General features: G+C 68.5%; 23 protein-coding genes. 4 read left to right on the top strand and 19 right to left on the bottom strand.

Features of this window, described 5'->3' with window-relative positions; genetic code table 11:
• Window positions 1–51: 51 nt before the first annotated feature.
• A complete protein-coding gene (locus tag FKR81_RS10210) occupies window positions 52–987 on the top strand; it encodes an asparaginase (RefSeq protein ID WP_456319411.1) in 936 nt (311 codons plus the stop codon).
• On the top strand, window positions 984–1,622 hold the full coding sequence (locus tag FKR81_RS10205; RefSeq protein WP_146350719.1) for a GntR family transcriptional regulator: 639 nt from the start codon (window positions 984–986) through the stop codon (window positions 1,620–1,622). The genes FKR81_RS10210 and FKR81_RS10205 overlap by 4 nt, the downstream gene beginning before the upstream one ends.
• 34 nt (window positions 1,623–1,656) lie before the next feature.
• Here FKR81_RS10205 and FKR81_RS10200 read toward each other — a convergent pair whose 3' ends face one another.
• From FKR81_RS10200 to FKR81_RS10115, 18 genes are all read right to left on the bottom strand, one after another.
• The gene (locus tag FKR81_RS10200; protein ID WP_146350718.1) at window positions 1,657–2,220 is read right to left on the bottom strand and encodes a radical SAM protein; all 564 of its coding nucleotides are present in this window, start codon (window positions 2,218–2,220) and stop codon (window positions 1,657–1,659) included.
• 78 nt (window positions 2,221–2,298) lie between these two features.
• The gene (locus FKR81_RS10195; protein WP_146350717.1) at window positions 2,299–2,943 is read right to left on the bottom strand and encodes a response regulator transcription factor; all 645 of its coding nucleotides are present in this window, start codon (window positions 2,941–2,943) and stop codon (window positions 2,299–2,301) included.
• A complete protein-coding gene (locus FKR81_RS10190; RefSeq protein WP_186762890.1) occupies window positions 2,943–4,883 on the bottom strand; it encodes a sensor histidine kinase in 1,941 nt (646 codons plus the stop codon). The genes FKR81_RS10195 and FKR81_RS10190 overlap by 1 nt, the downstream gene beginning before the upstream one ends.
• Window positions 4,862–5,116, bottom strand: a complete 255-nt coding sequence (locus tag FKR81_RS10185; protein ID WP_146350715.1) for a hypothetical protein — start codon at window positions 5,114–5,116, stop codon at window positions 4,862–4,864. Before FKR81_RS10185 ends, FKR81_RS10190 begins: the two co-directional genes overlap by 22 nt.
• Before the next feature lie 81 nt (window positions 5,117–5,197).
• Window positions 5,198–6,187: a zinc-dependent alcohol dehydrogenase family protein gene (locus FKR81_RS10180; protein ID WP_146350714.1), complete on the bottom strand. Its 990-nt coding sequence runs from the start codon at window positions 6,185–6,187 to the stop codon at window positions 5,198–5,200.
• A 28-nt stretch (window positions 6,188–6,215) separates the two neighbouring features.
• Window positions 6,216–7,025, bottom strand: a complete 810-nt coding sequence (locus tag FKR81_RS10175) for a carbohydrate ABC transporter permease (protein WP_146350713.1) — start codon at window positions 7,023–7,025, stop codon at window positions 6,216–6,218.
• A complete protein-coding gene (locus tag FKR81_RS10170; RefSeq protein WP_146350712.1) occupies window positions 7,022–7,951 on the bottom strand; it encodes a carbohydrate ABC transporter permease in 930 nt (309 codons plus the stop codon). Before FKR81_RS10170 ends, FKR81_RS10175 begins: the two co-directional genes overlap by 4 nt.
• A gap of 1 nt (window position 7,952) precedes the next feature.
• Complete coding sequence (locus FKR81_RS10165) at window positions 7,953–9,293, bottom strand: ABC transporter substrate-binding protein (protein WP_146350711.1); 1,341 nt, start codon at window positions 9,291–9,293, stop codon at window positions 7,953–7,955.
• A gap of 55 nt (window positions 9,294–9,348) precedes the next feature.
• Entirely contained in the window at window positions 9,349–10,110 is a 762-nt protein-coding gene (locus tag FKR81_RS10160; protein ID WP_146350710.1) for a DeoR/GlpR family DNA-binding transcription regulator, read from the bottom strand.
• A gap of 226 nt (window positions 10,111–10,336) precedes the next feature.
• Window positions 10,337–12,526 carry a galactose-binding domain-containing protein gene (locus FKR81_RS10155; protein ID WP_146350709.1) on the bottom strand — a complete coding sequence of 730 codons (2,190 nt, stop codon included), beginning with the start codon at window positions 12,524–12,526 and terminating at the stop codon, window positions 10,337–10,339.
• The gene (locus tag FKR81_RS10150) at window positions 12,523–14,631 is read right to left on the bottom strand and encodes a discoidin domain-containing protein (protein WP_235921428.1); all 2,109 of its coding nucleotides are present in this window, start codon (window positions 14,629–14,631) and stop codon (window positions 12,523–12,525) included. The genes FKR81_RS10155 and FKR81_RS10150 overlap by 4 nt, the downstream gene beginning before the upstream one ends.
• A gap of 58 nt (window positions 14,632–14,689) precedes the next feature.
• The gene (locus tag FKR81_RS10145; protein ID WP_146350707.1) at window positions 14,690–16,183 is read right to left on the bottom strand and encodes a glycoside hydrolase family 13 protein; all 1,494 of its coding nucleotides are present in this window, start codon (window positions 16,181–16,183) and stop codon (window positions 14,690–14,692) included.
• Between the two features lie 10 nt (window positions 16,184–16,193).
• Window positions 16,194–17,024 (bottom strand): carbohydrate ABC transporter permease, encoded by an 831-nt coding sequence (locus FKR81_RS10140; protein ID WP_235921427.1) that lies wholly within the window; start codon window positions 17,022–17,024, stop codon window positions 16,194–16,196.
• Complete coding sequence (locus FKR81_RS10135; RefSeq protein WP_146350706.1) at window positions 17,021–17,878, bottom strand: carbohydrate ABC transporter permease; 858 nt, start codon at window positions 17,876–17,878, stop codon at window positions 17,021–17,023. The genes FKR81_RS10140 and FKR81_RS10135 overlap by 4 nt, the downstream gene beginning before the upstream one ends.
• Window positions 17,878–19,173, bottom strand: coding sequence for an ABC transporter substrate-binding protein (locus tag FKR81_RS10130; RefSeq protein ID WP_146350705.1), 1,296 nt, complete (start codon window positions 19,171–19,173; stop codon window positions 17,878–17,880). The genes FKR81_RS10135 and FKR81_RS10130 overlap by 1 nt, the downstream gene beginning before the upstream one ends.
• Window positions 19,174–19,275: 102 nt before the next feature.
• A complete protein-coding gene (locus tag FKR81_RS10125) occupies window positions 19,276–20,271 on the bottom strand; it encodes a LacI family DNA-binding transcriptional regulator (RefSeq protein WP_146350704.1) in 996 nt (331 codons plus the stop codon).
• Window positions 20,272–20,317: 46 nt separating this feature from the next.
• Window positions 20,318–21,451: a hypothetical protein gene (locus tag FKR81_RS10120; protein ID WP_235921426.1), complete on the bottom strand. Its 1,134-nt coding sequence runs from the start codon at window positions 21,449–21,451 to the stop codon at window positions 20,318–20,320.
• Window positions 21,452–21,553: 102 nt separating this feature from the next.
• The gene (locus FKR81_RS10115) at window positions 21,554–22,336 is read right to left on the bottom strand and encodes a FadR/GntR family transcriptional regulator (RefSeq protein ID WP_146350703.1); all 783 of its coding nucleotides are present in this window, start codon (window positions 22,334–22,336) and stop codon (window positions 21,554–21,556) included.
• A gap of 192 nt (window positions 22,337–22,528) precedes the next feature.
• On the opposite strand from FKR81_RS10115, the gene FKR81_RS43470 reads away from it, so the two are divergent.
• The gene (locus FKR81_RS43470; RefSeq protein ID WP_186762889.1) at window positions 22,529–22,684 is read left to right on the top strand and encodes a hypothetical protein; all 156 of its coding nucleotides are present in this window, start codon (window positions 22,529–22,531) and stop codon (window positions 22,682–22,684) included.
• 313 nt (window positions 22,685–22,997) lie between these two features.
• On the opposite strand, the gene FKR81_RS10110 is transcribed toward FKR81_RS43470, so the two are convergent.
• On the bottom strand, window positions 22,998–24,230 hold the full coding sequence (locus FKR81_RS10110) for an aKG-HExxH-type peptide beta-hydroxylase (protein WP_186762887.1): 1,233 nt from the start codon (window positions 24,228–24,230) through the stop codon (window positions 22,998–23,000).
• Between the two features lie 234 nt (window positions 24,231–24,464).
• Here FKR81_RS10110 and FKR81_RS10105 point away from each other — a divergent pair, with 234 nt between their 5' ends.
• Entirely contained in the window at window positions 24,465–25,154 is a 690-nt protein-coding gene (locus FKR81_RS10105) for an LPXTG cell wall anchor domain-containing protein (protein ID WP_186762886.1), read from the top strand.
• The last annotated feature ends 23 nt before the right edge of the window (window positions 25,155–25,177 follow it).

Genomic DNA, 25,177 nt, shown 5'->3' with positions numbered 1-25,177 from the left:
GAGGGCAGACTTTATAAAGTGCACAGTATGGATTGCAATACCTTGGTGGCCGTGGCCTCACTGGGTGGAACGATCGCGATGACGCCGACGGGCCAGGGCGTGGTGCCGACCAAGAGCGCCGCTGACCTCGTCGAAGGCCTGGCTGTCGGCGAAGTCGTCACACTGGCGACCACTCCGGGCGCGTCGCTGACGTTCGACACGCTGCTGACGGCGCTCGACTGGGCTAAGACGCAGGTCGAGCGGGGTGCCAGGGGAGTCGTGATCGTGCAGGGCACGGACACGCTGGAAGAGACCGCGTACTTCTTCGACTGCCTGTGGCCGTTCGACGCGCCCGTCGTGGTGACCGGGGCGATGCGGCACCCCGCGTTGCCCGGCGCGGACGGGCCCGCGAACCTCGCCGCCGCCGTCACCGTCGCCGGTTCACCGAACAGCAGCGGCCGCGGCTGCCTGCTCGTCCTCAACGACGAGGTGCACGCGGCGCGCTGGGTGCGCAAGACGCACTCCAGCAGGTTGGACGCGTTCCAGTCCGCACCGGCAGGCCCGCTCGGCCTCGTCGCCGAGCAGGAGGTCCACTACTTCCACCCCGTCGCGGAACGCTTTGGGGCGTTGTCCCGTCCATCGGCGGTGCCGAGCGTCGCGCTGCTGGAAGCCACGCTCGGCGATGACGGAAGCCTGGTCCGCGCACTGCGGGTCGACGGCGCCGTGGTGGCGGCGACAGGCGTCGGCCACGTGTCCACGGGCATGGCGGACGCGATCGCCGCCGCGCCGTTCCCGGTGGTGGTCGCCAGCCGGACGGGGGCGGGCACCACGTTCCGCCGCACCTACGGTTTCCAGGGCTCGGAGTCCGACCTGATCGCGCGGGGTGTTTTGATGGCCGGGTGGCTGTGCCCGCGCAAGGCGCGGATCCTGCTGGCCCTGCTGCTCGGGGCGAACGCGAGCCAGGAGCAGCTGGCCGATGAGTTCGAGAAGCGCGGGAGCATCTGGTGAGACCGAAGACCAACTACGAATTCGTCCGGCAGACGCTGCGGTCGGAGATCATCGAGGGCGTCATCGAACCCGGCGCGCGACTCGTGCAGACCGAGCTGGCGAAACGCCTCGACGTCTCCACGACGCCGGTGCGCGAGGCGTTGCAGGACCTGGCTCGCGAGGGACTCGTGCTGCTCGACCCGCACCGGGGCGCCGTCGTGCGGTCGCTGAGCCTCGACGAGGTGCGGGAGATCTACGAGCTGCGCATGGTGCTGGAACCCATGCTGCTCAGGAAAGCCGTGTCCGAACTGGACGGCAAGGAACTCGACCACGCGCGGCGGTTGTACGAGCGGATGGAGACCGAGCAGGACGTCTCCCGGTGGGCCGAGCTGAACCGCGAGTTCCACCACACGCTCTTCGCCCCCGCCGACGGCACGCGGCTCGGCGACATCGTGGCTTCGTTGCGGGACAGCGCGATCCCCTACGTCGCGCTGTCACTCGCCAAGCCCGACCAGCGCGCGGACAGCAACGCCGAGCACGCCGAGCTGCTCGCGCACCTGCGCGATGGAGACCTCGACGCCGCGGAGCGCCTCACCCGCGACCACCTCGCCGCGACGCTTCGTGCCATCGAGGAGTCTCGCTCGACGCTGTCGTGACGCGGTCTGAGCACAGCTTCGGTGGTGCACGCGGTCAGCAGTGGCGTGACCTGAGCACCGCGTCGGTGGTGCAGGCGGTCGTCACGCACACGCGGATCCGGTGCGGCGCAAGGGCCTGCAGGTACTGGGCGTGGTCCGCGGCGACCGCGTCTCCGAGCATCACGAACGACAGCTCGGACAGCTCCGAGGCGGCCGACGAGCAGAACTCCTCGAGCCGGTCGAACCCGTGCCGCACGGCCGTCGCGTCGAGCCCGAAGTCGGCGACCGGTGTGCCCCTCAGCTTCACCGCGCCGACGTTGAGCATGTGCAGCGCCTGCAACGCGTGTGCGAACGACTCGACGGTCACCTCGATCCGGCGGCACAGGCCGAGCAGCGTGGCGACCATCGACGGGTGCAGGCCGATGCCGCCGGTGCGCAGCACGATGTCGATGCCCGCCGCGCGGAAGCGTTCGGCCACCTCGAACAGGCCCGGCACGGACAGCGGCTCACCGCCGGTGAGCGTGACCGAGTCCGGCCGCATCGAGATGAGTGCGTCGGCGGTGCGCAGCATGCGGTCGTGGCTCAGCCGTGCGTAGGCGACTTCCCAAGTGATGTCCATCGTTCTCCCCCTGATCACCAGTGGGGTCGATGGTGGTGGGGGACGTGTCCCCGGCACAGGTGACCGGTGTCCCCACTTTCAGGGACCGCCCAGTCCCGCCGACCGGGCCCGGACGATCGCCTGCGCGCGGTCGGCCACCTGCAGCTTGGTGAAGATGCTGGAGATGCGGTTGCGGACGGTCTTGGGGCTCAGCGACAACCGGTGCGCGATCTCGGCGTTGCCGATCCCGGAGGCGAGCAACGTCAGCACGTCGCGTTCGCGTTCGGTCAGGGACGGGAAGGCGAGCTCGGCCGCGCTGGGGCCGGAGATCGCGGTGAAGTAACCCATCATGCGTTGCGCGATGGTGGGGCTGAAGATCGCCTCGCCCGCGCCGATGACGTGGACCGCGCGGACGATCTCGTCGTCGTCCACGGTCTTCACCAGGTAGCCGCGGGCGCCCGCGCGCATGGCCGCGAACACGAGCTCGTCGTCCTCGTGCATGGTCAGCACCAGCACGCCGGTGCCCGGACGGGCGTCGAGGATCCGCTGGGCCGCCTCCACACCGGTGCCGTCCGGCATGTGCAGGTCCAGCACCACCACGTCCGGCGACAGCTCCGACACGAGAGCGACGGCCTCGTTGCCGGTCGACGCCTCGGCCACGACCTCGAGGCCCGGTGTGCTGTCCAGCAACGCCCGCAGCCCGCGCCGGAACACGGGGTGGTCGTCCGCGATCACGACGCGCATCACTGGGCCTCCAGGGGAATCAGGGCTACGACGCGCGTGCCGCGGGGTGACGCGGCACCGACGGTGCACGAGCCGCCCAGCTCCGCGCACCGTTCGCGCATCGAGCCGAGACCGACGCCGGGCGTGGCGTCCGCGGCGACACCGCTGCCGTCGTCGACGATCTCCAGCTCCAGGTTCGAGTTGCGGCGCACCGTGATCCGGCACGACGCCGCGCCGGAGTGGCGGGCCGTGTTGGTCAGCGCCTCGGCGGCGATCCGGTACGCGGCCACCTCGACGGCGGCGGGCAGGCCGGTCAGCTCGTCGGCGTCGACGACGACGGAGAGGCCGGGACCGGTGAACCGGGCCGCCTCCTGGCGCAACGCCAGCACCAGGCCCTGGTCGAGGATCGGCGGGCGCAGGCCGTCGACGAGCGCGCGCACCTCCGCGGCCGTGGTGTCGACGTCGGTGAGCACGGCGTCGAGCACCTCGGCGTCGGACGGGCTCAACGCGCGCCGCGCGGCGCGCAGCTGCAGGCGGATGCCGACGAGGCTCGGGCCGACGCCGTCGTGCAGGTCCCTGCGCAGCCGCAGGCGTTCCTCCTCCCGCGCGCGGACCAGGCGTTCGCGCGCCAGCTGGAGGTCGGCGGTCAGGCGCAGCGACTGGGCGGCGGGCGCGGTCGAGCGGGCCAGGTCCGCGAGCAGGCTCAGCTCGCGGTCGGTCAGGCGCTCGTCCGGCGCGCGCGGTTCGACGACCAGGTCGCCGATCGTCTTGCCGCGGTAGGTCATCGGGAACCGCAGCTGCGGCCAGCCGTGCGACGAGCCGTGCTCGGCGAGTGCGAGCGCACCGCCCCCGCGGATCGCGACGTACGGCAGCTTCAGCGACTCGGCGATCGTCGCGGCCACCGCGGGCAGCACCTCGTTGGGCGCCAGCGAGTGTTCGAGCCGCCCGCCCAGCGTCGACAGCGCGGCGTAGGGATCCGCGCGGGTGCCGTAGAGCCAGCGGTCGAGGCGGCGCTGCACGGTGTGCCGCAACGGGTTGATCGCGAGCACCGCGGCCGCCGTGCCGAACACCGCCGCCTGGCCGGAGAACACCGAGCCCGCCGCGAGCGCGACGAGCGTGTACAGCGCGAGCAACGCGACCGTCAGCGTGCCGTACAGCAGTGAGCGGTGGATGATCAGGCTGATGTCGTACAGCCCGTAGCGCACGATGGCGATCACCGCGGCCGCCGGGAACGCGATGGCGCCCGCGAACCACGACCAGTCGCCGAACGGGATCTCCAGCAGGAACGCGAGCACCGCGATCGCGAGCAGGCTCGTCGCCCACACGAACAGCCGCCGCTGGTCACCGGCCGAACGACGCCAGCGCAACGCGAGCGCCACCACCGCGGCGAGCAGGCTGAGCACCACACCGGCCAGACCGATCATGGTGATGTGCTTGGGAAAACCGTGCACCGGCTCACCGCTCACCGCGTCGTCCCAGAACGTCCCCGGCGACGACCACGACGCCCAGCCGAGCCCGACGGTGCCGAGCAGGATGCTGACCAGGCTCGCGACCAGCACCGGGCGCCACCGCCGCGACACGGGGCTCCCGGTGGGGAACACGAGTGCCACGGCGGGCAGCAGCGCGTACGTCGGCCACCACACCCAGGCGTCGACCCACGCGGCGGCGGGCACGTCGCGCCAGCCGGCCACCGCCACGGCGACGGCGCCGAACGCGCCCATCGCGAGCAGCATCCAGCCGACCGAGTTGCGCTGGACGTGTGCGACGACGCGCAGGCCGAGCAGGGTGCAGCCGATCGCGACGAGCCAGTTGCGGGGGTGTGAGACCCCGATGGTGCCCGCGATCGTCGCGTGCACGGCGGCGAACAGCACGCACGCCGCGACCGCGACGCCCAACGCGCGCGCCGCGACGATCTCCCCGCGCAGAGCGGCCGGCTCCACTACCGGCGCATCCAGTGCCACAGGTTGTGCCATGGAGAACCGGGATTCGAGGTGTGCACATCCCGGTTCTCCGCGATCTTGACCAGTATCGCCCGCAGGTCGTCGACCGAGTACTTCAACGGCTCGTGCTCGTGATCGAAGTCCGCGTCATCGGCCTCAGGCGCCGTGGCCCGCCCCTCGAACGCGTCGTACCAGGCCAGCAACTCGTCGTCCGGTAAGTCCTGAACCGAGTCCAGGAACTCGTCCAACGTCATCGTTGATCCTCCCCCCGGAGCGCCTGGCGGCGCGTCCAGTATGGCAAGAGGGGAGTGCGTGCGGCCTGGATACGAGATGTCCTACGGCAGCACCTGGATCTTGCGCCCCTTCCCGGACTTGAACGCGTCCAGCGCGGCGGCGTACTCGTCGAGCGGCAGCCGGTCGCTGATGAACACCTCCGCGTCGAGCACACCGTTCGCGAACAGGTCAGACGCGCGTTCGAACGAGTGCAGCACGGCCATCGAACCGGTGATCGTGATCTCCTGGTTGTAGATCTTGTACGGCTCGATCGTCGCCCGCGCCGAGTAGTCCGAGACGCCGAACTGCAGGAACGTTCCGCCGCGCGCGACCCGGCCGAGCCCGTCCTGGATCGCCTTCTCGTTGCCGGTCGCGTCGATCACGACGTCCCAGCCGTCCGGCCGGTCCAGTTCGTCGGCGGACGTCGCGGCCGCCGAGACGCCGAGCAGACGGGCGGTCTCCAGCCGTTCGGAGTTCACGTCGACCACCTCGATCGACGCCGCACCGGTCAGCTTGCCGAGCTGGAGCATCATCAGGCCCATCGTGCCCGACCCGTAGATCAGCACGCGGGTCGCGAGCTGCGACCGCAGCACGTCGTACCCGCGCACCGCGCACGACAGCGGCTCGATCAGCGCGGCGTCCTCCAGCCGCACGTGGTCCGGCAGCTTCACGCAGTTCGCGACCGGCGCGACCGCGAACTCGGCCGCGCCGCCGCTCGTCGTCACCCCGATCGCGGCCCAGCGCTCGCACAGGTTGTTGCGCCCGGACCGGCAGAACCGGCACTCGTAGCAGTACAGCGACGGGTCGACGGCCACCCGGTCGCCGACGCGCAGCTCGGTGACCTCCGTTCCGACCTCGGCGACCACGCCCGCGAACTCGTGCCCCGGCACGACCGGCAGCGTCGGCGCGAACTCGCCCTGCAGGATGTGCAGGTCCGTTCCGCACAGCCCGCACGCGGCGACGTCCACGACGACCTCGCGCCTGCCGGGCGCCGGATCGTCCACAGTGGTCACCTCGACCACGTCGGGTGCGCTGATGACGGCCGCTTTCACCTGGCACGTCCGATCGGGGTCGGGTTGTTCACTTGACCGCTCCTAGAGACAGGCCCTGGACCAGCTTGTCCTGGGCGGCGAACCCGGCGATGAGCACCGGGAGGGACACGACGGTCGCGGCGGCGCAGACCTTCGCGAGGAAGAGTCCTTGGGACGTCACGAACCCGGTCAGGTAGACGGGCGCGGTCGTGGCGACGACACCGGTCAGCACGCGGGCGAACAGCAGCTCGTTCCAGCTGAAGATGAAGCAGATCAACGCGGTCGCCGCGATGCCGGGCATCGCGATCGGTGCCACCACGCGGCGCAGGATCGTGATCAGCCCGGCGCCGTCGATGGACGCCGCCTCGAGGATCTCCTTCGGCACCTCGGAGAGGAACGACCGCATGAGCCACACCGCGATCGGCAGGTTCATCGACGTGTAGAGCACCATCAGGAACGAGATGTTGTCGAGCAGCCCGGTGTACTGCGCCACCAGGTAGATCGGCAGCAAGGCCGCGACGACCGGCATCATCTTGGTGGACAGGAAGAAGAACAACACGTCCGTCCACTTGTCGACCTTCTTGATGGACAACGCGTACGCGGCCGGGATCGCCAGCAGCAGCACGATGATCGTCGAGCCGATGGACGCGCTGAACGAGTTGATCAGCGGCGGCCAGGCGTCGGAGTTGAAGAACTCGGTGTAGCCGTCGAAGGTCAGTCCGGCGGCGAGCGACGGCGGGTTGGTCGCGGCGTCGGCCTCGCTGTGCAACGAGGTCAGCACCATCCACGCCACCGGCAGGAAGAAGAACACCGCGGCGACCCAGCCGATCATGCCCCAGACGCGCGACTGCTTGATCATGACTTCGCCTCGTCCCTGAAGAGGGAGGACACCACGCGCAGCGCGAACGTCGCGATGATGATCGAACCCGCGACCACGATCACGCCCGCCGCGGACGCCTCGCCGTACTCGTGCGCCTGGTAGAAGGTCTGGTAGATCATGTAGGGCAGGTTCGCGGTGCCGAGACCGCCGGACGTGATCGTGAACACCGCGTCGAAGTTCTGCACGATGTAGATCGACCCGAGCAGGCCGCCGAGCTCCAGGTACTGCCGCAGGTGCGGGAACGTGAGGTAGCGGAAGATCTGGAACGGCGACGCACCGTCGATCCTGGCCGCCTCGACGGGTTCCACCGGGCGGCTCTGCAGGCCCGCCAGCAGGATCAGCATCATGAACGGCGTCCACTGCCACACCAGCGACGCGACGACCGCGGTCATCGGCATGGAGCTGATCCAGTCCGGCTGCGGACCGCCCAGCCAGTTCAGGATTCCGTTCAGCAGCCCGTACTCCGGGTTGTAGAGCGCGTGCTTCCAGATCAGCGCCGCCGCGACCGGGACCACGAGGAACGGCGCGATCAGCATCGTGCGCACCAGGCCGCGGCCGCGGAACTTCTTGTCCAGCACCAGCGCGAGACCCAGGCCGAGCACCAGGCTGATCAGCACCACGGACGCCGTGAGGACGACCGTGTTGACGACGGACGACCGCAGGTCCGGGTCGGTGAACACGTTGACGTAGTTGTCGAATCCGGCGAACCCGCGGCCGCCGGGGTCCAGCGAGTTCCACTTCATGAACGAGATCACCAGCGTCGCGATGAACGGCAGCTGCGTGATGATGATCAGGAACAGCAGTGCGGGGAGCAGAGGTGCCCGCCGCGCCCACCTGTCCGTCGCCTTCCTGGGGACGGGAGGCGGCCGATCCGTCGTCGGCCGCTCCCGCGTCAAGACCGCCATCTCACTGCCCCTTGTACTTCGCTGCGACCTTCTCGGCCAGTGCCTGGCCGGCGTTCAAGGCGGCGTCCACGCTGGTGGCACCAGCGATCGCGGAACTGATCTGCTGCGACACCTGCGTGCCGAGGTCGGTGAACTCGGGGATGCCGACGAACTGGATGCCAGGCGCCGGACGTGCCTGCACGCCGGGGTCGAGCGGCTTCGCACCCTTGATCGCGGCCTCGGCCTGCGCGGAGAACGTGCCGCTGGACTGCTTGTACTCGGCGCGCTGGTAGGTCGAGGAACGCTTGCCGTCCGGCACCTTCGACCAGCCGAGCGTCTTGCCGGCCAGCTCCTCGTAGCCCTTGCCGGACGCCCACGAGATGAACTTCCACGCCGCGTCCTGCTTCTTGCTGGCCTTCTGCACGCCGAACGCCCACGTGTAGAGCCAGCCGGAGGACTCCGTCTTCACGACCGGCGCCTGCGCGAAGCCGAGCTTGCCCTTCACCGGTGAGTCGGTGGCCTCGAGCAGACCGGCGGCGACCGTGGCGTCGTACCACATGGCCGTCTTGCCCTGCGTCATGTTGTTCAGGCACTCCGCGAAACCCGCCTGCGGCGCACCGGCTTCACCGTGCGTGCGGACCAGGTTGACGTAGAAGTCGGTGGCCTCCTTGAACTCCGGCGCGTTGACCTGCGCCTGCCAGTCCTTGGTGAACCAGGTGCCGCCGAACGTGTTGACGACCGTGGTGAGCGGAGCCATCACCTGACCCCAGCCGGGCTGGCCGCGCAGGCAGATGCCGCGCATCTCCGGAGTGTCCACTTTGGCCGCGATGTCGGCGACCTGCTGCCAGGTCGGCTTCTCGGGCATCGTGACGCCCTTGGCGTCCAGCACGTCCTTGCGGTACATGAGGAACGACGACTCGCCGTAGAACGGCTCCGCGTACACCTTGCCGTCCGCGGCGGTCAGCGACTGCCGGATCGGCTCCAGGATGTCGCCCTGGTCGAAGCCCGAGTCCTTCGTGATCTGGTCGTCGAGCGGCGCGAGCCAGCCGTTCTTGGCGTACATCGGCGTCTCGTAGTTGGAGATCGTCGCGACGTCGTACTGCCCGGCCTGGCTGGAGAAGTCCTGGCTGATCTTGTCGCGGACGTCGTTCTCCGGCAGCACCGTGTAGTTGACCTTGATGCCGGTGTCCTTCGTGAAGTTGTCCGCGGTCAGCTTCACCAGGTCCTGCATCTGCGGGTTGTTGACCATCAGGACGTTGACCGAGTTCGAGTCGGAGGAGCCCCCACCACCTCCCGCTCCCGCGCAGGCGGTGGTCGCCAGCAGCACTGCGGCGGTGATGCTGAGATACCGGAACGACGACATCGTCTTTCCTTTCTGAGGGCATGCGGAAATAGGCCCTACCTGGGGCGTGGCTGTCCTAGGTTCTGATCACTTTGGGGCCGAGCAGCGAGTACCGGTGGGCCTCGCCTGCGGGCAGGTTGGTGTCGGTGACGATCGCCTCGAGGTCACCGATGCCCGCGAACCGGGTGAAGCTGTGCACGCCGAACTTCGTGTGCACGCCGATGAAGATCCTCCGCTTCGACACCTCGACGGCTTTCGCCTTGACCGCGCCGACCGCCGGGTCCGGCGTCGTGAGCCCGTGCTCGCGCGAGATCCCGTTCGCGCCGACGTAGGCGAGGTCGATGACCATCTCGCCCAGCATGCGGATGGTCCAGTGGTCCACTGTGGCCAGTGTGCGGCCGCGGACCCTGCCGCCGAGCAGCAGCACCGTGCACGCCGGGTGCTCGGACAACGCGGCCGCCGTCGGCAGGCTGGCCGTGATGACCGTCAGCGGGCGGGTGAGCGGCAGCGCTTCGGCGACCAGCTGCGGGGTGAAGCCCTCGTCGACGAACACCGTCTCGGCGTCGTCGATGCGGTCGGCGGCGGCCTTCGCGATGCGCCGCTTCTCCGGCACGTGCGACGCGGAGCGGAACTTGAGGCCGGTCTCGAACCCGGCGCTCTCGACCGGGATGGCGCCGCCGTGCGTGCGGCGGACGAGACCGTGCTCGTCGAGCAGGCGCAGGTCGCGGCGCACCGTCTCGGGAGCGACGTCCAGCTCGACCGCCATGTCGGCGACGTCGACCTTGCCGTCCGCACGCGCCCTGGCGAGGATGCGGCGCTTGCGCTCGTCCGACCGCATGCTCACCTCCTGCCCTGCCCGCTCGGACTCCGTCTGCCCGATCGGGCTGGTATTAGGTGTAACACCGCTCTCACGGTGTGGCCACCGCCACACTCGGGTGAATCTCCGCCCGCTTCCTGCCCGCTTGAAGGTTGATGAAGGGAGCTTTCATCAAGCTGAGGTTGATGAAAGCTCCCTTCATCAAGAACGGGCGTGCCCGGATGGGGGTGGATTTGTGCCCGAGTGGCTACTGGGCGTAGATCTCGAGCTCCGAGAGTTGGCCCGCCGGCCATCCGGTGTTGGTCGTGATGGTGAGCCGGATGTAGCGCTGGTCGGTGGCTGGGAAGGCGACGGTGGCGTTGGGGGAGAAGGTGTACGGCGCCGAGGGTTTGAGCGTGGTGTAGGCGCCGCCGTTGCTGCCCTCGACCGAGATCGTCTGGGTGCGGGCTCCCCAGTGCGCGGGGAGTGTGAGCACCAACCGGGAAGTGGACCGGGACTCGCCGAGGTCGACCGTGATCGACTGCGGGAACGCGTGGTTCGTGCTCTCCCAGTAGGTGTTCGGGTCGCCGTCGACCGCGTTGGCTGGCTGGTAGATCTCCACGTGGCTGCCCGTCACCGGCTTGCCGCGGGCCAGGTTGCCCGTGGGTGGCGAGGTGGTCGTCGTGGTTGTTGTCGTGGGTGGGGGAGCGTTGTAGATCGGATCCGGCCACGGGCCGCAGTACGTCGTGTCCCAGCCGGAGTTGCCGCCACCGTCGGCGATCGCGAACGCGTTGTCTCCCATGCAGTTGTACCTGCCCTGCCTGCCGAGACCCGTCGCCGTGACGTTGCGGAACGACGCACCGCCCGGTGCCTGCAGCTGCAGCCCGAACGTGCCCGCGCCGGTGATCCGCACACCGTCGAAGTGGATGTTCGAGATCGTGCCGCTGATGAACCCGATCGCCTGGTAGTTCGAGTCGACCAGGTCCGTGTCGGTCACCTCCACCCGCCCGGTCATGGCCTGGTCCCGCGCGTCGAACCACAGCGCGCCGACGCCGAACTGCCAATTCGAGTCGAGCGATCCGGCTCGCAGCGTGGTGTTGCGGTGCAAGCGGATCGTGTCCGCGACCGGTACCGACTGGAACCGGTTGCCCACGTGCAGGCCGCCGCCCTGGTCCTGGGTGTCGGCGACGACGTTGTCGGACACCGTGATGTTCCGGCCGCCGTAGATCGCGATGCCGTTGGCCTTCATCGGCACGACGATCGTGTTGTACCGGAACGTGTTGCTGTGGTCGGCGTTGTGCTCCGACCACATGGCCAGGCCGTCGTCGCTGATGTTGCGCACCAGGTTGTGCTCCACCAGCACGTTGCTGATCCCGTCGTGCAGATTCAGCCCGTCCGCCAGTTGGTCGACGATCCGGTTGTTCCGCACGGTCAGCCCGTCGAACGGCCCGTCGAGCCAGAGGCCGACCTTGGTGTGCTGCAGGAACATGCCCGAGACGACCGAGCCACCGCCGAGCGCACCGCCGATGGCGTTGACCTGGTCGCAGTCGACCCGATCGGTGACCTCACCGATGATCGCGAAGTCGTGGACGCCGACGCGGCTGCTGCGGCCGGTGTTCCCGCCCTGGCCGCAGCTGTTCGGCTCACCGAGCCCGTAGAACCCGACCCGGTTTCCGCGCACCACGCTGTGCCAGTGCCCGGCGCCGCGGATCGTCACCTGGTCCAGCGTGACGTGCCGGTGCACGGTGAACGTGCCCGCCGGGATCCACACCTCCTTGCCCTGCGCGCGAGCCGCCGCGACCGCCGCGTCGAACGCGTTCGCGTCGTCCGTGCCGTCGCCGGAGGTGGCGCCGTGCTCCACCACCGACACCGAGTTCGCCGGACGTGCGGCCACTGGTGCGACCTCCTCGAAGTCGGCCAGGTCGATGGTGACCTGGCTGCCCTCGTTCTGCAGCCGCACCTTCGCGCCCGCTGGGAGGGTCTGCCCGAACAGCGTGCGCGTCGAGTCGTACAGGTGGTGCGGACGACCCTGGCCAGGGTCGTTGCTGTACGGGTACCAGCCGTAGCGCCACGCGTACTTCGACTGCAGCGGCAGGCTCGTCGCGCGGACACCGTTGAGCAGCACCGCGACCGACGACGTCGAGCCGTCCGGCACGCTGAACCGGAAGTCCACCGCGTTGGCAGGCCTGGTCAGCGTGAACTCCACGTGCTGCCCGGAGCCGAGTGTGACGGCCTGCCTGCCGGAGGCCTCGCCGGCGAGCGTGCCCTTCGTGCGGTCCGGTCCGATGCGGGTGCCGCTGGTCTGCGCGGACTCCGCTTCCTGTTCCACGAAGGGAACCGCCGCGCCACGACCCGGCACGTCGAACGGCGAGCCCGACGCGGGTGCGGCTGCCGCGGGCCAGACGATCACGATTCCGGCCGCCGCGAGCGCGACCGCAGTCAGAGGTGCCGCCCTCATGACGAGTACACCTCGAACTCGGACACCTGGCCCGCGGGCCATCCGGTGTTGGCCGTGACGGTCAGCCGGACGTACCGCTGGTTGCTGGCCGGGAAGGTGACCGTGGTGTTGGGGGAGAAGTTGTACTGCGCCGACGACTTGAGCGTCGTGTACGCACCGCCGGTGCTGCCTTCGACGGCGATCGTCTGCGTGCGGGCACCCCAGTGCGCGGGGAGCTTGAGCACGAGCCTGGACACCGAGCGGGGCTGCCCGAGGTCGACCGTGATCGACTGCGGGAACGCGTGGTTCGTGCTCTCCCAGTACGTGTTCGGGTCACCGTCGACCGCGTTGGACGGCTGGTAGACCTGCACGTACCCGGTGGACGACGTGGCGCGGCCGCGCGCGAGGTTGCCGTCGGTCGGCGGCGTGCCCCCGTTCACCGGCGGCCACGAGCCGCAGTCGGTCCACTGCGTGTCCCAGCCGGAGTTGCCCGCACCGGCGTTGATCGTGAACGGTGGACGCCCGGCCGGGTAGGGGCAGTTGTAACTTCCCGCGGTGCCCACGCGGGTGGCGACCAGGTTGGAGAAGTCGCCTACTCCCGTGGTCTCTATCTGCACGACCACGGTGCCGACTCCGTCGACCCGGTTGTTGTCGACCCGCAGGTTGCGGACCTGCCTGCCCTGCCCGCCGCCGTCGACGACCTGGATCGCGCTGTACGGGCTGTCCTGGAACAGGTTGCCGGTGACGGTGACCGGGCTCGTGATCTCCGTGTCGTAGGAGTCGATCCGGATCGCGCTCATCGGGTGGTTCCAGTTCGGGTTCATCGCACCCGTGCGGATCAGCGTGTTGTCCGCGACCGTGGTCGTACCCGCGAGCGGCGAGAACGTGCCGTCGTAGATGAACGCCTGGTTGGAGATCGCGATGCCGGACCCGAGCGCGTTGGTGTCGAGGATCCTGTTGCCGCGCACGGTGATGTCCTGGCCGCCGTAGATCGCGATGCCGTTGGCGAGGTTCGGCTGGACGATCGTGTTGTTCTCGAACCGGCACCGCACGTCCGCGCCCCTGAGCGACCACATGGCGAGCGCGTCGTCACCGGTGTTGCGCAGGAAGTTGTTGCGCACCACCGAGTCGCTGACCCGGCCGTTGAAGTTCAGCCCGTCCGCGGTGAGGTCGAGGAACCGGTTGTTCTCGATGACGGCGTTCGTGGTGGTGCCGCTCATCGTCCAGACGCCGACCTTGAGGTGCTGCATCCACAGCCCGGAGATCACCGAGTTGGTGCCGAGCGGGCCGTGGTAGGCGTTGTCGGCCTGGCCGTCGTTGCGCTCGGTGATCTCGCCCACGACCGCGAAGTCGTGCAGGCGGATGTTGCCCTGCACCTGGCCGCCGTTGTTGAACGGGTTGTTGCTGTGCAGCACCGAGTGCCACATGCCCGCGCCGCGGATCGTGACCTGGTCGATCGCGAGCGGCCGGTTCACCTCGAACGTGCCCGCCGGGATCCACACCTCGCGGCCCTGCGACCTGGCCGCGAGCACGGTCTGCCAGATGGCCTCGGCGTCGTCGGAGCCGTTGTTCGGGGTGGCGCCGTAGTCCGTGATGGACAACGAGTTCGCCGGCCTGGTGCTCGGCCCCGCCACCTGTTCGAAGTCGGCGAGATCGACCGTGATGTTGCTGATCCCGCCGTCCAGCTGGACCTTGACGCGGTCACCGGTCTGCAGGTCGCGGCCGAGCAGCAGGCGCGACTCGTCGAAGAAGTGGTGGATCTTCTGGCCGGGGATCCAGCCGGTGTTGAGCCAGCTGTACTTCGACGTGACGGGCAGGTTGTTCACCTTGCCGCCGTTGAGGTAGACGCCGATGGTGCCCTGGCTGCCGTCCGGAACGCTGTAGCGCAGGACGATCGAGTTGGCCGGGCGGGTGAGCGTGAACTCCACGTACTCGCCGCCGCCGTCGAGTGTGACGGCCTGCCGGTTCGACGCCTCGCTCGCGAGGCTCGCCTGCGTGTAGTCCGGTCCGATCTTGGTTCCGTTGTGGGCAGCGGATTCCGCTTCCTGCTCGACGAACGGAACGGTCGCGCCGTTGCCACCAACGGCGGACGCGGCCGGAGCGGCCTGAATGCTCGCTCCCACCACCAATGCAACTGTTGTTGCCCTCCAGGAAAACATCGTTGTCTCCTTGCTGGTGCAGGGTTCACACACGGATCCAAGCGGCGGAGTCGGTGGGCAGCTGCTCGTCGACGAGCGGCGTGCTGGTGAGGAAAGGCTTGCCGGGCAGGGAGATCGGGCCGTCCGAGAGGTTCAGGACGCACGTGAAGCCGTCGTCGCGCTGGAACGCGAGCACGTTCGGTGCGCTGTCGACCCAGGTGAGGTCACCGCTGATGTCCCTGCGGTGCCGGAAGACCTGCTGGTACAGGCTGAGCATCGATTCAGGGTCGCCGGACTGCGCCGCGACCGAGCACCGCTCCCACTCCGGGGGCCGGGGGAGCCACGACGGGCCGTCGTCCCCCCAGGGGAGAGGCACGCGGCAGCCGTCCCGGCCGCGGTCGGTGAAGCCGGAGCGGTGCCACACCGGGTCCTCGCGCAGCTCGTCCGGCAGGTCCTCGACCTCCCACAGGCCCAGTTCCTCGCCCTGGTAGACGTACACGCCGCCGGGCAGTCCGGCGGTGAGCAGGATCGCGGCCCTGGCCCGCCGGGTGCCCGTCGCGCGGTCGGTCGGGGCGGCGTGTTGCCTGTCCGCGAAGGAGAAGCTGGTGTCGTCGCGGCCGTAGCGCGTGACGTGCCGCGTGACGTCGTGGTTGGAGAGCACCCAGGTCGGTGGCGCGCCAACGGGTTCGTGCGCGGCGAGCGTGGCGTCGATGACCTTCCTGAACTCGGTCGCGTCCCACGGGCAGCAGAGGAAGTCGAAGTTGAAAGCCGAGTGCAGCTCGTCCGGCCGCAGGTAGCGGGCGAACCGCACCGGGTCCGGCAACCACATCTCGCCGACGAAGATCCGCTCACCGTCGTACTCGTCGGCGATCCGGCGCCACTGCCGGTAGATCTCGTGAACGCCGTCCTGGTCGGAGTACGGCTGTTCGGCATCGGGCCTGCTGAAGTCCTTGACCAGCCCGTCGGCCACGTCGATGCGGAACCCGTCGACGCCGCGGTCGAGCCAGAACCGCAGGATGTCCTCGAACTCCCGGCGCACCACCGGGTTCTCCCAGTTGAGGTCCGGCTGTTCGGCGGCGTAGAGGTGCAGGTACCAGGAGCCGTCGGTGAGCCGGCTCCACGCGGACCCGCCGAACCTCGACTTCCAGTCGTTCGGCGGTGCGTCGCCACCGTCGTCGTCACGGAAGTGAAAGCGGTCCCTGAGGCCTCGGGTGAACCAGGGGTGCTGGTCGCTGCAGTGGTTCGGGACGATGTCGATGATGATCCTGATGCCGAGCGCGTGCGCCTCGTCGATCAGCTTCTCGGCCTCGACGAGCGTGCCGAACACCGGCTCGACGTCGCGGTAGTCGGCGACGTCGTAGCCACCGTCGGCCAGTGGTGAGGGGTACCAGGGGTTGAGCCAGATCGCGTCGGCGCCGAGCCCCGCGATGTGCGGGAGCTTCGCGCGCAGCCCCGCGAGATCGCCGATGCCGTCACCGTTGCCGTCCGCGAAACTGCGCAGGTACACCTGGTAGATCGCGGCACTGCGCCACCAGTTCATGCGGTTCCTTTCAGCCCTTGATGCCGCCCGCGGTGAGGCCCGCGAGGATGTGCCGCTGGAACGCCAGGAACAGCGCGACCATCGGCAGGCTGGCGAGCACGAGTCCGGCCAGCAGGAGGTTGATCGGGGTGTCGGGTGCGAAGCGCTGCAACGCGACGCTGAGCGTCTGCTCCGCTGGGTCGGAGAAGACGAGCAGCGGCCAGATGAAGTCCTTCCACGCGGCCACGACCGCGAAGATCGACACCACGGCGAGCACCGGCCGTGAGATCGGGACGACGATTCTCACGAGCGTCGTGACCGGTCCCGCCCCGTCCATGCGGGCGGCTTCCAGCAGCTCGTCGGGGATCTGGTCGAAGAAGCGCTTGAGCAGGTAGATGTTGAACGCGTTGGCGGCGGCGGGGAACCAGATCGCGGTGGGGGAGTTGAGCAGACCCAGGTCGGAGATCGTCAGGTACATCGGGACGAGCAGCGCGGCAGCCGGCAGCATGAGCGTCGCGAGCATCAGCCCGAGGACCACGTTGCCCAGCAACGGCCTCAGCTTCGACAACGCGTACGCCGCGGGCACCGCGACCGCGAGCTGCACGGCCCACGAGCCGACCGCCACGACCAGGGTGTTGAGGAAGTAGCGACCGAGGTCCATGAAGTTCCACGCGTCCGCGTACGTTTCAGGAACCCAGGTCTCAGGCAGCACGGTCGGCGGGATCCGCGCGAGCTCGGCAGGCGGCTTCATCGCGCCGACCAGGACCCATGCCAGCGGGAGGAGGAAGGTCGCGGTGAAAACGACCATGGTCGCAGTGAAGACGAACCAGTAGGACCGTCCCGGCTTGACGAGCGTCCTCACGCGTCGGCCCTCCGCGTGGTCCTGAGGTACAGCGCGGAGAACACGCCGAGCACGGCGAACAGCAGCAGGCTGAGCGCGCTGGCGCTGCCGAAGTCGTTGTAGACGAAGGCGTACCGGTAGAGCAGCAGCAGGACCGTGATCGTCGAGTCCTCCGGCCCGCCGCCGGTCATGATGAACGGCTCCGTGAACACCTGCATCGTCGCCACGACCTGCAGCAGAGCCAGCATCACCAGCACGAACTTCGTCTGCGGGATCGTGACGTGCCGGATCCGCTGCACGACGTTCGCACCGTCCAGCTCGGCCGCCTCGTACAGCTCACCGGGGATCGTCTGCAGCGCGGCCAGGTAGATCAGCGTGGCCGAGCCCATGTTCGCCCAGGTCGTGACGATGACCAGGCTCACGAGTGCGGTGCTACTGGAGTCGAGCCAGGTCCCGGTCGGCAGACCGAGCTCCCGGAGCACGCTGTTGAACAGACCGGGACCTGGGTCGTAGAACCACTTCCACAGCAGTGCCGTCACCACGGGCGGCAACATCACCGGCAGGTACACGACCAGCCGGAAGTACGCCCTGGCGTGCCGCAGCTCGTTGAGCACCACCGCCGTCGCGAACGGCACCCCGAACCCGAGCACCAGCGCCAGCAGGGTGAAGACCAGCGTGTTGCGCCACGCCGTGCCGAACTGCGGATCTCGCAGCAGCTTCGCGAAGTTGTCCCAGCCGACCCAGTCCGGCGCGGTGACGAAGTTGACCTGCTGGAAGCTCAACGTCACACCGCGGACGATCGGGTACCAGGAGAACAACGCGAACGCCACGAGCGCACCGCTCAGCAGGCCGTACGCGGTGAGGTTGCGCCGCACTACTTCACCAGCACCGCGTTGACCTTGGCTTCGGCGTCCTTCAACAGCTGGGCGTGATCCGCCTGCTCGTTGGTGAGCACCGCCTGCATGACGCCGTCGAGGATCGCGTACACCTGCTGGGCGTTGGGCGGCTCGATGCTGCCCTTCACCTTGGTAGCACCGTCCATGTAGGACTGGAAGTTCTCCGTCGGGACGGTGGAGTACTTGGCCTTCAGCTCTTCCTGCTTGACCCGCGTGTCACCGGTCCAGACGTCCGCGACCGGCGGGGTCGGCATGCCGATCGGCTGTCCCTTTTCCTTGTACCGCTGCAGGTTCTTCTCGATGCGGTCCGGGTTGAGGAACTTCCACTGCACCCAGGTGAGTCCGGCCTTGATCTCGTCCTTGGTCGCCTTGGGGTTGATCATGTACCCCTCGCCACCGATGAGCGTGCCCCTGCCGTCCGGGATCGTGGTGAGCCCGTAGTCGGCGTAGTCGCCCTTGAACTGGTTGACGATCGTCGGCACGTTGTCCGGCGCGGCGAGGTACATGCCGAGCTGGCCGGAGCCCATCATGGTCTGCACGTCCGCGATCTCGAGCAACTGCTTGTCGCCCATGGTGTTGTCGGTCCAGCGCATGTTCTTCAGGTGCTCCAGCACCTTGCGGCCCTTGTCGTTGTTGAACGCGGCCTTGCCGTTCTCGACGACGTCCCCGCCCATCGACTTCATCCACGTCGTGAAGTGCCAGCCGCCCTGGTTGCTCTTGCTGTACTCGGCGAACCCGGTCGCACCCTGCGCCTTGACCTTCTTGGCCGCTTCGCGGACCTCGTCCCACGTCTTCGGCGGCTGCACGCCTGCCTTCGCGAGGAGCTTCTTGCTGTACAGCAACCCCATCGAGTAGTTGGCGGTCGGGATGCCGTACACCTTGCCGCCGGAGGAGAAGATGCTCCTCAGGTCCTGCTGGATCTCCCCGTAGTGCGGCACGTCCTTCACGTACTCGGTGATGTCCGCCGCCTGGTTGCGCGCGATCAGCTGCGCCGGGTCGCTGAAGTAGACGTAGAAGACGTCCTCCAGCTGCCCGCCAGCGAGCTTGGCCGAGAACGTCTTGGGGTCCATGAACCCCTCGTGCGGCCGGACGTCGATGTCCGGGTGCGTCTGCTCGAACTCCGCGACGTCCTCGTCGAAGATCTTGCGGTCGAAGGCCTGGGTCTGCGGCGGCTGCCCGTTGATGTCGATCACGGTCTTGCCCGCGGGTTGCTCGGGGCCGCTGCTGCAGGCGGCGACCACCAGGCAGGCCAGTAAGCCAGCGGTCTTCTTCATGAGGAGGGGACCCTTCTCGCGACACTGCGATGAGAGCGCGACCATAGAACCGCCGCGCTTCTGAACGCAATATCTGAACCGAATCCCGCAAAAACTCGACTACTAGCGCGGCGCTGGCGCCGTGGAGGCCCTCACCACCAGTTCAGGCTCGAAGAGCAGCTCGTCGTTGAGCACCGCACGACCGGAGATCTGGCTGGCCAGCAGCTCGACAGCGGCCCGCCCCATCGCCTCGATCGGCTGCCGCACGGTCGTCAGCGGCGGGTCGGTGCAGTTCATGAACGCCGAGTCGTCGTAGCCCACCACCGAGACGTCCTCGGGCACGCGGAGCCCGTGCCGCCGCACCGCCCGCACCGCCCCGAGCGCCAGCGGATCGCTCGCGCAGATGATCGCCGTGACCCCGTTCCGCACCAGCCTGCTCGCCGCCGCCTGCCCGCCTTCCAGCGAGAACATCGTGTGCTCGACCTCGAGGCGCAAGCCGCCCGCAAGCCGTTGCAAGGCCGCGAGCTTCCGCCGCGACGGCACGTGGTCGGGCGGCCCGAGCACGGCGCCGATCCGGGTGTGCCCGAGCGACGTCAGATGTCCGAACGCCTGCTCGACGGCCACCGCGTCGTCACACGACACACGCGGGAACGCGAGGTCGTCGATCGCCGCGTTGACCAGCACCGCGGGCAACCTGCGGGTGATCATCTGGTGGTAGTGCGCATGCGTCGCGTCGGCCTGCGCGTACAGCCCGCCCGCGAACACGATCCCCGACACGTGCTGTTCCAGCAGCAGCTCGAGGTAGTCGGCCTCGCTCACGCCACCCGCGGTCCGCGTGCACAGCACCGGCGTGAAGCCCTGCTGCGCCAGCGCGTTCCCGACCACGTCGGCGAACGCCGGGAAGATCGGGTTCTGCAACTCGGGCAGCACGAGCCCGACCAGCCGGGCCCGCTCGCCGCGCAGCTGGGTGGGACGCTCGTAGCCGAGCACGTCCAACGCGGTCAGCACGGCCTTGCGCGTCGCCTCCGAGACGCCCGGCTTGCCGTTGAGCACCCGGCTCACCGTGGCCTCGCTGACCCCGACCTTGGCCGCGACTTCGGCCAGCCTGCGTTGCGTCATCGCGCAAGTGTACGACAGCCGCTTGCGCTGGCTTGCGTAACCGGATCTACCGGGCTTCCCGCCACACCAGCACGACCCCGTGCCCCGGCAACAACCAGGACCGCACGTCCAGGTCGTCCAGCTGGTCCGCGGGCAGCCAGCGCACGGACTCGGTGTTGGAGCGGAACGTGAACGGCATGATCCGGTACTCGAACACCCGGTCGTGCACGCTCAGATCGGTGACCTTGAGCGAGATCGTGTCGACGTAGCAGGGGTAGGGCGACTGCCAGTACAGGAAGCCCTCGTCGACGGGTTGAAGCGTGGTGACCTGCACGGTCAGCCGCTCGATGGTGCTGACGATGTGGTCGGCGTAGGCGAGGCCGCTCAGGTCGCACTCGAAGATGCGCAGCGTGTTCAGGTGCCTGCGCGGGTTCTGCCGGGGCATCGGGCCCATCGGCTCGCGGAAGAACGTCAGGTAGTCGGCCCACCGCTCGAACTTCACGTCGGTGGGCTTGACCCGTTCCAGCGCGGCGGTGTGCAGCCGGTTGCTCTCGTCCGTGTAGCTCATGCCGATGTTGACCGACGGCAGCATGTCCTCGATCGACTCGTGGAACAGGTCGGGATCACCCACGTACCAGAGGTCGCAGAGCGGTAGCCGGCATCCCGCGATGATCGAGTCGCGCAACAGCGGGTCGCAGGTCGCGAAGATGACGAACTTGTCGTTCGCCACCGGGGTCTTGAAGCTGTAGCTGACCGTCGACATCAGGTGGTAGGTGTCGTGGTCGATCGCGCTGGCCTCCAGCTCGACCGTGGTGTGCGTGCTGATCGTCAGTCCCTCGCCGCCCGGCCGCACGCCCTCGCCGCCGAGCACGCCGGACACCACGTCGTGGTTGGCCGCGTTCTCGCCGTAGATCGAGTCGAGGAACGTGCGCAGCACGTCCTGAGGCAGCATGTTGCCGACCATGCCGGGCCCCGCGATCCGGGCGATCTCGTGTACCAGCCAACGGTGCAGCACCAGCTCGTAGACCAGCAGGACGACGCCGGCGAGCGTCAGCAGCGGGAAGATCTCGAGCAGCAGGACGTGCGCCCAGTAGGGCGGGTCGGCGACCACCGCGACGATGAGAAGTGCCACGCCCGTGCCGAGCAGCCCGCACGCCGTGGCCAGCACCCTCCGTCGCGGGCGCGGACGGCGGGCCCCCATCCTCGCCCACCTGTCCACGCGCCTCCCGCAGTCCCCTCGCACCACCCGTGCACACATGGTGAAAGCGCATACAGGGTGATGGACAGGGCCGATCGGGGGATGTCAGTCCGCTGAAGTCCACATCGGCTCGTCGTCGACGCTGACGAAGTTCGTCATCGTCGCCTCGCGCTCGGCGGCCTCCGCGAAGTCCTGGTAGAGCCCGAGAAGGTGAGTGGTCATCGCAATTCGCGCGCCCACCTCGTCCCTGCGCCGCAACCACATCACGACCTGCTGGTGGTCGTTCGCGGACCGGTTGTGCACCGGACGGGTCGCCGTCGACCGGCGATAAGCGCGCAGCTGCGGAACCAGGGCCAGGTAGAGCTTCTCCAGCAGCCGGTTGTGGCTCGCCCGGACGATCGCGAGGTGGAACGCCTCGTCGGCCTCGATCGTGTCGGCGAGCTCGGTCGCACGCTGGTACATCGTGCTGAGCTTGGCGATCTCGTCGAGCTCGCCGTCGGTGGCGCGGGTCGCGGCGAGGCTCGTCGCGGCCGTCTCCAGCGCGATGCGCGTCTCCAGCAGATCCGCGTCGGAGAAGTGGTTGCCGGTGAACTGCCGGTCGACGAACTCGTCCTCGTCGAGGTTCGTGGTGCGCACGTACCAGCCGAGCCCGCGCCGCACCTCGACGATTCCCCGGTGCTGCAGGCTCTGCAACGCGGTGCGCAGCGAGCTGCGGGCCACGTTCAGCTGACGTGCCAGCTCCGGCTCGGTCGGCAGGCGATCGCCTGCCTCGAGCGACCCGTCCGCGATCTTCGCTCGGAGTTGTTCCTCGATCAGTTCCGGCAGCGGGCGTCGGGAGTCGAGCGGAAGTGCCCAATTCCCGGCGTCGGGTGAGTTCTCGTCGTTCATGACTGTCGCCCGCCTGTGCTGACGCTGGGGTATTCAGACCAGCGTAGGCCTGCAGGACAACAGATGCAACTTGTCTGTCAGGGGGAAGACGGTTGACAGACAACCTACTAGCCCGGCACACTTGGAACAGCCGAAGAGGCACTCAAACAGGACCGCCCACCCTGGTGACCGCTTCGGCGCGCGGAGGTAGCCATGCCTGTGTCGGGAAACGCCCTGGGAATCGCTTTCTGCACCGCCGTCGCCGTCTCGATGATCGGATGGCGGACGGTGGTGACCATCCTCGGTCTCAGCGTGGTGGTGCTGGTCGTCATCGGCTTCACCAACGTCGTCAACATCATGTCCAGCTGAATCGAGGGGGAGACGACCCCCCGGTTGCGGGGCCGGGGGGTCGTCTGTTGTCAGACAACTTAAGCTCAAGGAAAAGGGACGCTGCGGGGCGTCCCTTTTCCTCGTTACTTGCTGTCGGCTTCGTTCGGACGAACGAAGACCGTGCTCCCCGTCGGCATCCGGCGGAACCACTCGACGCGGTTCACGGGCTGGCCGACCGGGCCCGCACCGGGGTGCTGGGACGCGGGGTGCTGAGAGGGCGGTACGGACTCGCTCAAGGTCGTAGGTCCTTTTATGCGGAACCGTCCAATGCGGACGATCAAGTGGGAGGAACTTAGTGAATCAACGCGGCGTCGAGCAACGCTTGTAGCCCGGTTGAGACCCGCGGCCTGGCAAACTCCGGCACAACACCCCACTGCGCCGCCAAACGGTCCACGAGGTCGTCGACTTCGAGTCCATCGGCCTCGTCCTTTATCAACTGAAGGCTGTCGGCCGCGTCGGGATCAACCCAGTACAGCTCGGGTGGAATGGAAGCGGTGGCGACCACTATCCGCTGACCTCGCTGTTTCCGCGCGGCGACACGCACGTCCGGGGCGAGCCGCAGGCGGCCGGTGATCGCCTGCGTGCTCCTGGTGCTGGAGAAACCGAGAGGTTCGACGGTCTCCAGCAGTCCGGCGAGCAGCGTCCGCGCGTCGTTCTCGAGGTACTCCGCGTGGGCCACCAGCCAGTTCCCGATCTCGGCCGCGCGTTCGCCCGCCTTCGGCAACAGCGAGGCCGCGCTGACCTCGCAGTGCCCTTCAGCGACGCCGGCGTCCATCGCGAACCGGTACATCAGGGAGTACGCATGCCACGCCGCGACGGTTTGCTCCATCGGCCATGATTTTTTCGACCACGACGTGACAAATTGTTCGGCGGTATCGGATTTCGCCCCAAGAAACTGTCGCGTGATGGCGAAATCGAAGAACTTTTGGTGCGCTGCCTCGTGAACGAGTCCCTCGGCGACCTCGATCGGGGTCGCCGGTGCGTCGATGAGCACGATGCCCGGGAACCAGCGGGACGACGCGGACGCGAGCCCGTGCGACGTGTCCGGATCCAGCACCGCGAACAGGTTGACGTGCGCCAGCAGGTCCTCGATGAGACCGGGACTCACCTTCAGTGCGAGCAGAACGCCCTGCTCCACGATCGAGTACGCCTGCTCGAACCGCGGCCCGTCGGTCAGCAGCCGCAGCCCCGGCTGGGTCTCGATGGTCCGCAGCAGCGGGGCGAGCGGTTCGTGTGCGCGCGCGTCCGCGATGACGGGCAGTCCGTGCGCCGAGCGGGTCGTCCCCGGTGCTTCGAGGCACGCGGTCAGCTCGCCCAGCGTGATGTCCGCGCGCCCGGCCAGCGCCTCGCCGATGTGGAAGCGCACGAGCGGACTGTCCAGCACCTCGTCCGCGACCTCGCTGTCCCCCATGTCAGGACAGAGCAGCTCGACCGCGAGCGAATACAACGCACGTCGCTCCGCGAGCAACGTGTCGGCGGGCGCGATCGACGCGTGGATCGACTCGACAGCCGGAGGTTTGACCATGCTGATGGGGTTCCCGTCGTGCGTCCCCGACCCAACCAAAGTGGCGAGCGTACGGCACATCATCGTGACCGTAAGGGGCAACGGGCTGGCTGATTCCTAGACGTTGTCACCGCTGGTAGCTCACGGGGGCGTAACAACTCGGTCTTGGTTCGTATCGCCACCCCCTTCTTCACCCGTTAGGGGGACGTCGATGGTCTTAGATCCCGGCATCCCGCCGAACTGATGGAGATACGAATGGCCCTGCCCAGACTGGTCGCCGCGCTGGCCGCAACGTCGTTCGCCCTCGCCGCGCTCGCCACCACCGCCTCTGCCGCGCCGAACAAGCCACTCGTCTCGGGTGACGCGCGTGCCGCCGTGCACGCGGGCAACGTGGCGATCGACCACGACGACGCGTGCACCGTCGGGAACCTGACCGGCAAGCCGATCGCCGGTGCGGAGTTCACCTTCACCGGTGGGGACAACCAGGCCGAGGTCACCATCACCGGCGTTCCGGACGGCGTGACCGTCACGGGTGTCGTCGTCAAGGGCGGGCCCGCCTACAACGTCTACCTCGCGGGTGCGCTGGGTGCGTTGCCGTGGACCGGCCTGCACGCTCCGATCAACGACAGCGGCAAGCCCGCCGCCATCAGCCACTGGTACGCGTGCGGCGTGAAGTCCGCCGAGCAGCCTCCCGGTGAGGAGCAGCCTCCTGGTGAGGAGCAGCCTCCCGGCGAGGAGAAGCCGCGCGAGGAGCAGCCGAAGTCCAGTGAGCGGCCCGTGCCGACCACGGCCACGTCGACCAGCACCGCCGTGGCTCCCGCCGGTGCGCAGGAGGCCGAGCTCGCCTCCACCGGTTTCGGTTCGCCGTGGCTCGTCGGCATGGGTGCGGCACTGGTCGCCGCCGGCGCCGGCGTTCTGTTCTTCCTGCGTCGCCGCAAGGCTTGACCGGTGCCGTTGAGGCCACTTCG

Source organism: Lentzea tibetensis (assembly GCF_007845675.1).
GTDB lineage: Bacteria > Actinomycetota > Actinomycetes > Mycobacteriales > Pseudonocardiaceae > Lentzea > Lentzea tibetensis.
This window is presented reverse-complemented; position numbering and strand designations above follow the sequence as displayed.

What these genes read in the sequence shown, in the direction of transcription:
- FKR81_RS43470 (WP_186762889.1), top strand. Translation starts at nt 22,529, where the DNA reads ATGCCTGTGTCGGGAAACGCCCTGGGAATCGCTTTCTGCACCGCCGTC.
- FKR81_RS10155 (WP_146350709.1), bottom strand. Translation starts at nt 12,526, where the DNA reads ATGAGGGCGGCACCTCTGACTGCGGTCGCGCTCGCGGCGGCCGGAATC.
- FKR81_RS10195 (WP_146350717.1), bottom strand. Translation starts at nt 2,943, where the DNA reads ATGCGCGTCGTGATCGCGGACGACCACCCCGTGTTCCGGCGCGGGCTG.
- FKR81_RS10130 (WP_146350705.1), bottom strand. Translation starts at nt 19,173, where the DNA reads ATGAAGAAGACCGCTGGCTTACTGGCCTGCCTGGTGGTCGCCGCCTGC.
- FKR81_RS10125 (WP_146350704.1), bottom strand. Translation starts at nt 20,271, where the DNA reads ATGACGCAACGCAGGCTGGCCGAAGTCGCGGCCAAGGTCGGGGTCAGC.
- FKR81_RS10175 (WP_146350713.1), bottom strand. Translation starts at nt 7,025, where the DNA reads ATGATCAAGCAGTCGCGCGTCTGGGGCATGATCGGCTGGGTCGCCGCG.
- FKR81_RS10160 (WP_146350710.1), bottom strand. Translation starts at nt 10,110, where the DNA reads ATGCGGTCGGACGAGCGCAAGCGCCGCATCCTCGCCAGGGCGCGTGCG.
- FKR81_RS10145 (WP_146350707.1), bottom strand. Translation starts at nt 16,183, where the DNA reads ATGAACTGGTGGCGCAGTGCCGCGATCTACCAGGTGTACCTGCGCAGT.
- FKR81_RS10200 (WP_146350718.1), bottom strand. Translation starts at nt 2,220, where the DNA reads ATGGACATCACTTGGGAAGTCGCCTACGCACGGCTGAGCCACGACCGC.
- FKR81_RS10110 (WP_186762887.1), bottom strand. Translation starts at nt 24,230, where the DNA reads ATGGTCAAACCTCCGGCTGTCGAGTCGATCCACGCGTCGATCGCGCCC.
- FKR81_RS10170 (WP_146350712.1), bottom strand. Translation starts at nt 7,951, where the DNA reads ATGGCGGTCTTGACGCGGGAGCGGCCGACGACGGATCGGCCGCCTCCC.
- FKR81_RS10115 (WP_146350703.1), bottom strand. Translation starts at nt 22,336, where the DNA reads ATGAACGACGAGAACTCACCCGACGCCGGGAATTGGGCACTTCCGCTC.
- FKR81_RS10120 (WP_235921426.1), bottom strand. Translation starts at nt 21,451, where the DNA reads ATGGGGGCCCGCCGTCCGCGCCCGCGACGGAGGGTGCTGGCCACGGCG.
- FKR81_RS10105 (WP_186762886.1), top strand. Translation starts at nt 24,465, where the DNA reads ATGGCCCTGCCCAGACTGGTCGCCGCGCTGGCCGCAACGTCGTTCGCC.
- FKR81_RS10185 (WP_146350715.1), bottom strand. Translation starts at nt 5,116, where the DNA reads ATGACGTTGGACGAGTTCCTGGACTCGGTTCAGGACTTACCGGACGAC.
- FKR81_RS10165 (WP_146350711.1), bottom strand. Translation starts at nt 9,293, where the DNA reads ATGTCGTCGTTCCGGTATCTCAGCATCACCGCCGCAGTGCTGCTGGCG.